Origin of the sequence: Comamonas sp. GCA5 (assembly GCF_036541385.1) — a bacterium.
GTDB classification, from domain to species: domain Bacteria; phylum Pseudomonadota; class Gammaproteobacteria; order Burkholderiales; family Burkholderiaceae_C; genus Comamonas; species Comamonas aquatica.
On record NZ_JAZHFR010000039.1, the window covers coordinates 25,861 to 32,078 of the forward strand.

Annotated in this window: 7 protein-coding genes; 5 read left to right on the forward strand and 2 right to left on the reverse strand. The window is 66.1% G+C overall.

Annotation, left to right across the window (positions count from 1 at the left end; genetic code table 11):
• Nucleotides 1-60 precede the first annotated feature (60 nt).
• The 4 genes from SJH88_RS10925 (at nucleotide 61) to SJH88_RS10940 (ending at nucleotide 3,568) form a co-directional block, all read left to right on the forward strand.
• A complete protein-coding gene (locus tag SJH88_RS10925; RefSeq protein ID WP_274754488.1) occupies nucleotides 61-1,050 on the forward strand; it encodes a Bug family tripartite tricarboxylate transporter substrate binding protein in 990 nt (329 codons plus the stop codon).
• A 264-nt stretch (nucleotides 1,051-1,314) separates the two neighbouring features.
• On the forward strand, nucleotides 1,315-2,292 hold the full coding sequence (locus tag SJH88_RS10930; protein ID WP_042419237.1) for a GMP reductase: 978 nt from the start codon (nucleotides 1,315-1,317) through the stop codon (nucleotides 2,290-2,292).
• 220 nt (nucleotides 2,293-2,512) lie between these two features.
• Complete coding sequence (locus tag SJH88_RS10935) at nucleotides 2,513-2,647, forward strand: hypothetical protein (protein WP_274754489.1); 135 nt, start codon at nucleotides 2,513-2,515, stop codon at nucleotides 2,645-2,647.
• A gap of 6 nt (nucleotides 2,648-2,653) precedes the next feature.
• Complete coding sequence (locus SJH88_RS10940) at nucleotides 2,654-3,568, forward strand: porin (RefSeq protein WP_274754492.1); 915 nt, start codon at nucleotides 2,654-2,656, stop codon at nucleotides 3,566-3,568.
• 276 nt (nucleotides 3,569-3,844) lie between these two features.
• On the opposite strand, the gene SJH88_RS10945 is transcribed toward SJH88_RS10940, so the two are convergent.
• A complete protein-coding gene (locus tag SJH88_RS10945; RefSeq protein ID WP_274754490.1) occupies nucleotides 3,845-5,236 on the reverse strand; it encodes an aminotransferase-like domain-containing protein in 1,392 nt (463 codons plus the stop codon).
• Between the two features lie 177 nt (nucleotides 5,237-5,413).
• Between SJH88_RS10945 and SJH88_RS10950 the strand changes: the two genes are divergently transcribed.
• Nucleotides 5,414-5,650 carry a hypothetical protein gene (locus tag SJH88_RS10950; protein ID WP_154163494.1) on the forward strand — a complete coding sequence of 79 codons (237 nt, stop codon included), beginning with the start codon at nucleotides 5,414-5,416 and terminating at the stop codon, nucleotides 5,648-5,650.
• Between the two features lie 188 nt (nucleotides 5,651-5,838).
• Here the strand turns inward: SJH88_RS10950 and SJH88_RS10955 are convergent.
• Nucleotides 5,839-6,218, reverse strand: a 380-nt coding sequence (locus tag SJH88_RS10955; protein ID WP_274754491.1) for an electron transfer flavoprotein subunit alpha/FixB family protein, incomplete at its 5' end; no start/stop codon positions are given.

The window sequence follows — 6,218 nt, forward strand, 5'->3', positions numbered from 1 at the left end:
CCGGCCGCTGAACCTGTTTAACCCTTGCCGGATTTCCGCATGCCTTCCTCCCACCACCCCATGACCACCCTCTCCCGTCGCCACCTCCTGGGCGCTGGCCTGGCCCTGGCCGGCAGCACCGCACTGCCAGCCCTGGCGCAGAGCGATAAATACCCCAGCCGGCCAATCACGCTGGTCGTGCCCTTCCCGCCCGGCGGCTCGGTGGACGTGATGGCGCGCATGTACAGCGACGCGCTGTCCCGCATCCTGGGCGTGCCCATGGTGATTGAGAACAAGCCGGGGGCCGGCGGCTCCATCGGCACGCAATACGTGGCACGCGCGAAGCCCGATGGCTACACGCTGGTCGTGTCCTCGCAGAGCAGCCACCTGGCCAACCCCTTGGTGCAGCCCAACCTGGGCTACGACCCCATCAAGGACTTTGCCAACCTGGCCATGCTCGGCCGCCAGCCCAACGTCGTTGTCGTCCACCCCAGCCTGCCAGTGAAGAACATGCAGGAATTTGTGGCCTACCTCAAGGCGCGTCCGGGTCAGGTGAACTTCTGCAGCGCCGGTGCCGGCAGCATGGGCCAGCTTAATGCCGAGGCCATGCTGATGCAGTACGGCGTCCAGGCCATGCACATTCCCTACAAGGGTGGCTCGCCACTGATCACCGCCGTGCTGGCCAACGAAGTGCAGTTTGCGTTCGACAACCTGGTGATCTTCCTGGAACACATCAAGGCCGGCAAGCTGCGCGCACTCGCCGTGGCCGCGCCCGAGCGCCTGGCCCAGCTGCCCGATGTGCCCACCTTCGGCGAGCTGAACCAGCCGATGCTCAATCAGACGTCCTGGACCGGCATCGCCGCCCCGCAGAACGTGCCCGCGGACATCCAGGACATTCTGTTCAAGGCCATCCGCCAGGCCGCGACCGAGCCGGCCATGGTCAAGCAGTTGAATGACCGGGCCGTGATCGTCCCCGAAGACATGAAGCCCGCCGCCTTCGAGAAGATGATGGCCGACCGCCTGGTAGGCTACGGCGAAGTGGTGCGCCGCGCCAAGATCAAGCCGGAGTAAGTGCATGGAGCGTGCCGGCAGCCCCTTCTGAGCGCTGGCGGCGCGCACCACATTCGGTTTCTCATATACCCCCCATGCATTTCGGGGCAAGCAACGAACCCGTGCGCCGGGTAGAATCAATCACCGGGCCCAAGTTTTTTGAGGTCCGGTTTTTTTGCCCGCTGTCTGCCAGCGCCGCACCAAACCGGTCTCCAAGCCAAGCGCCTACCCTCGAAAATTGAGGTGGGTGAGATTCCCACCGTGACCTTTCCGGAGCTTGGAACCATGGAAATCTTCGACTACGACAACATCCTGCTGCTGCCCCGCAAGTGCCGCGTGGAAAGCCGCTCGGAATGCGACGCCAGCGTGGAGCTGGGGGGCCGCACCTTCCGCCTGCCCGTCGTGCCCGCCAACATGAAGACCGTGCTGGACGAGAAGATCTGCAAATTCCTGGCGCAGCACGGCTACTTCTACGTGATGCACCGCTTTGACATCGACAACGTGGCCTTCACCAAGGCCATGCAGTCGCAGGGCCTGTACGCCTCGATCTCGCTGGGCGTCAAGCCTGCGGACTACGCCACCGTGGACCGCTTCGTCGCCGACGACATCTGCCCCGAGTACATCACCATCGACATCGCCCACGGCCATGCCGACAGCGTGAAGAACATGATCCAGTACCTGAAGGCCAAGATTCCCGACGCCTTCGTGATCGCCGGCAACGTGGCCACGCCCGAAGCGGTGATCGACCTGGAAGCCTGGGGCGCCGACGCCACCAAGGTGGGTGTGGGTCCCGGCAAGGTGTGCATCACCAAGCTCAAGACCGGTTTTGGCACGGGCGGCTGGCAGCTGTCGGCGCTGAAGTGGTGCGCCCGCGTGGCCACCAAGCCCATCATTGCCGACGGCGGCATCCGCAGCCACGGCGACATCGCCAAGAGCATCCGCTTCGGCGCCACTATGGTGATGATCGGTTCGCTGTTTGCCGGCCACGAGGAATCGCCCGGCAAGACCGTGGAAGTCGATGGCGAGCTGTTCAAGGAGTACTACGGCTCGGCCTCGGACTTCAACAAGGGCGAGTACAAGCACGTCGAAGGCAAGCGCATTTTGGAACCCGTGAAGGGCCCGCTGAAGAACACGCTGATCGAGATGGAGCAGGACGTGCAGTCCTCGATCAGCTACGCTGGTGGCACCAAGCTGATGGACATCCGCAAGGTCAACTACGTGATCCTGGGCGGTGACAACGCCGGTGAACACCTGCTGATGTAAGCCTGCGCTAGCACGCGCCCTCCCCCAAAAAGCTGCCCCTCCGGCAGCTTTTTTCATGCCTGCACGCCCACGGCCACCCCGTTGTGCGCCGCCGCAGGTCGACGGTCACGGCCAGGTAAACGGTGTGCAAACGTCTGCAACACTTTGTTGAATCCACGAACTTCCGCACGACAGCGAGCACCAACCCCGTGCAAGTCAATTTCTCGATTGGAGTTCCTGAATGAAGAAGAAAATCATGGTCACCCTGCCCCTGCTGGCGGTGGCTGCCACCGGCTCGGCCTTTGCACAGTCTTCCGTCACCCTGTTCGGTAACGTGGATGCTGCGGCCACGGTGGTCGATGGCCACAACACCTAGTCGGGCCTGAACTCTGGCGGCAACAAGGACAGCTATTTCGGCCTGCGCGGCGTCGAGGACCTGGGCGGTGGGCTGAAGGCCCAGTTCTGGCTGGAATCGGGCATCAACGCCGGCACCGGCGCGGGCGACTCCGGCAGTGGCGTGGACTTCAAGCGCCGCGCCACCGTTGGCCTGATGGGCAACTTCGGTGAAGTGAACCTGGGCCGCGACGAAACCGCCGCCTACAAGGCCATGAAGCGCTACGACGTGTTCCACCACGCCGGCATCGGTGGCTCGCAGGCCTGGGGCATCGGCAACAACGACGACAAGCGCAAAGACAACCTGATCGGCTATGTCTCGCCCAGCTTCGGCGGTGTGACCTTCTCGGCCAACTACGCCTTCGGCGAAACCAACCAGAGCACCTGGAAGACCAAGGCCTACTACGACGCAGCCGTGTCGTACGACCAGGGCCCCTGGTCCGCCAGCCTGGCGGCCGAGCAGCAGAACAACGTCGACTTCGGCGGCGCCAACATCCGCCAGCGCGCCTACGCCGTGGGCACCGGCTATGACTTCGGCAGCTTCAAGCTGCTGGGCGCGTACCGCCAGGCGCGCAACACACCCGAAGGCCAATCCACCGTGAAGAGCGAGACCTACACCCTGGGCGCCTCGGCACCCGTGGGTGCGGCCGGCGTGGTCAAGGCGGCGTACAACCATTACCAGTACCAGCCCGTGGGCGTGGCCACCAAACTCAAGGCCGACCAGCTGTCCCTGGGCTATGAGCACAACCTGTCCAAGCGCACCGCGGTCTACGGCACCTACGCGTTCCTGAAGAACAAGGGCTACGACGCGGCCGTGGGCGGCATGAGCCTGGAGCCCGCCGCCCTGCTGAGCGACAGCGGCAAGCAGCAAGGCCTGCAAGTGGGCGTGCGCCACACCTTCTAAGAGGGGCCGCCTGGTGGGGCAAGGCGCCTTGCGGGGCGCCTTTTTGCTACTCCAACCATAGCTTCTGGCGCAGGACACACCTGCGCTGGAGGCTATTTTTGTTGGTAATGGAGTGGTGTGCGGCGGGTGGTTGCGGGCGCCACCCTGCACAGCGCCATCCCCTCGGCCCCAGCCCCCCGCACGCGGCGAGCCAGACGTTGCACGGCGCCGCCAGCCACCAGCGGCCTCGGTGCGCAGCAGCGCCCACACAGCCGGCCGCATATGGGGCTGGGCCCGCTACACCACCGCAGGGCTGAAGGGCTCGGGCCGGCGCGCCAGCAAGTCCGACAGCCGTTGCAGGCCGGCCTTCAGCCGGCCCCGGTCCTGGGTGCTGCCCAGGGAAATGCGGATGGCATTCACGGAGGCGCGGCCGGGGTCACCGGTGGCAAAGGCTTGCGCGGGTGTGACGGCGATGCCCTCGCGCCCGGCCGCCTGCGCCAGCTGCGCGGAGCTCCAGTAGCCCGGCAACTCCAGCCAGACATGCAGGCCGTCGCCCGCGCCGCTGTAGCGCCCCGCCAGCACATCCCTGGCCATGCGGTGGCGCAGGCGCGCCTCCTGGCGCACGCCCGCCATCAAGCGCTGCGCCGAACCGTCCAGGATCCACTGCGTGGCCAGGGCGGCCGTCAACGGCGCGACCATCAGCGCAAACGACCGGAGCGCAACCAGAAAGCGCTCGCGCTCCTGCGGGTCGGGGATGCGCACGAAGGCGACCCGCAGGCCGGGGGTCAGGCACTTCGACAGGGTCGAGATGTAGATCACCTGCGCCGGCGCCCAGGTGGCAATCGGCGGCGGCGGGGCCTCGGCCAGCAGCCAGTAGGGGTCGTCCTCGACGATGCGCACCTGGCAGCGCTGGGCAATGCGGGCAATCTCCTGGCGCCGGGGCTGCGGCATGGTGATGGCCGTCGGGTTCTGCAAGGTTGGGTTGAGGTAGACCAGCTTGGGCTGGTGCGCGCGGCAGGCTTGCTCCAGCGACTGCGGCAGCATGCCATGGTGGTCCGCATCCACCGCCACGATGCGCCGCCCGAACTGGGTGGCGGCGGTGCGCAGACCGGGGTAGCTGGCGGGCTCGGCCAGGATCACATCGCCAGGCTCGGTCAGCGCCAGGATCAGGGCCGCGATCGCTGCTTGCGCCCCCGGGCAGACCAGCACCTGCGCAGCCTCCAGCGGGCCAAACATCGGCGCCAGCCAGTGCGCACCCGCCTGGCGGTCGGCGTCGCTGCCCCCACCCAGGTGGTAGGTCATCAGCAGTGGCGCATCGGCCCGCATCAGCACCTGGGCCAGCCCTTGCCGGAGCAGGTCGCCGAAGTCCACGCCATCGGGCGGTGGCGGGGTATTCATGCTCAGGTCCAGGATGGGCGCCAGTTCGACCTTGGGCGCTGCCACGTAGGTGCCGCGGGCGCCGCGGCCCTCCAGCAGGTGGCGGCGCCGGGCTTCGTCGTAGGCGCGCGTGACCGTCGTCAGGTCCACGCCCAGTTGGGCGGCCAGGTGGCGCTGCGGTGGCAGGCGGTCACCGGGTTGCAGAGCGCCGCCCGCCACCGCCGCCTGCAGCGCATCGGCGATCTGCAGAAAACGTGGGCCGCCCTGCCGGGCCAATTGCGGCAACCAGGGGGGGGAAGGGTCCTCTTGCATGGTTTTCAACGCCGAGATGCGCGCGCGATGTATGGAAATTGCTTTTCAGTAGAGTATGTTCCAGAGCCGGTAGCAACACTGTCTTTGCAGGGATGTCGCTGACCATGTGGCCGCCCCCTTCGGGCGGCGGTGCGCCCCAGGACAGACCGTGTCACGTCATAGCTTGGAAGTTTTCAAATGATCGATTGGGTCCCCGTAGTCTTCGTCACGTTCAAGGTCGGCATCTTTGTCACGTGCATGTTCTTCGCCATCAAGTGGCATTACGACCAGGGCAAGAAAAAAGGGGCGAGCCGGCGCGCCCTGCTGCTCACGGGCGGCAAGGTGGCCGCCATCTTCATGCTGGCCCTGCTGGGCGTGATGCTGTTCACCTTCACCCTGGCCAAAACGCTGGGCCTGGACCTGAGCCTGAACTGAGGCCCTGGCGGGGCGGGTGGCTGCTCGCGGCCCTCTGCCTTGCAGGCGCCCAGCGGCCCCTGGGATCGATCCAGGCCATAGTGCCACAATCGGCCTTCCGTGCAAGCACAGCGAGCGCAAGACGCTATCAAAACAAAAGGAGCCACCTGGCTCCTTTTGTACGTTCAGCGCAGCGGCTGAAAAGTTCTTTACAGCTTGCCGGCCATCTCGGGCACGGCCGCAAACAGGTCGGCCTCCAGCCCATAGTCGGCCACCGAGAAGATCGGCGCCTCGGGGTCCTTGTTGATCGCCACGATCACCTTGGAGTCCTTCATGCCCGCCAGGTGCTGGATCGCACCCGAGATGCCCGCCGCGATGTACAGCTGGGGCGCCACAATCTTGCCGGTCTGGCCCACCTGCAGGTCGTTGGGGGCGTAGCCCGCATCGACCGCCGCACGGCTGGCACCAATGGCGGCGCCCAGCTTGTCGGCCAGGGGGGTGATGACTTCGTTGAACTTCTCGGCGCTGCCCAGGGCACGGCCACCGGAGACGATGATCTTGGCGGCGGTCAGCTCGGGGCGGTCGCTCT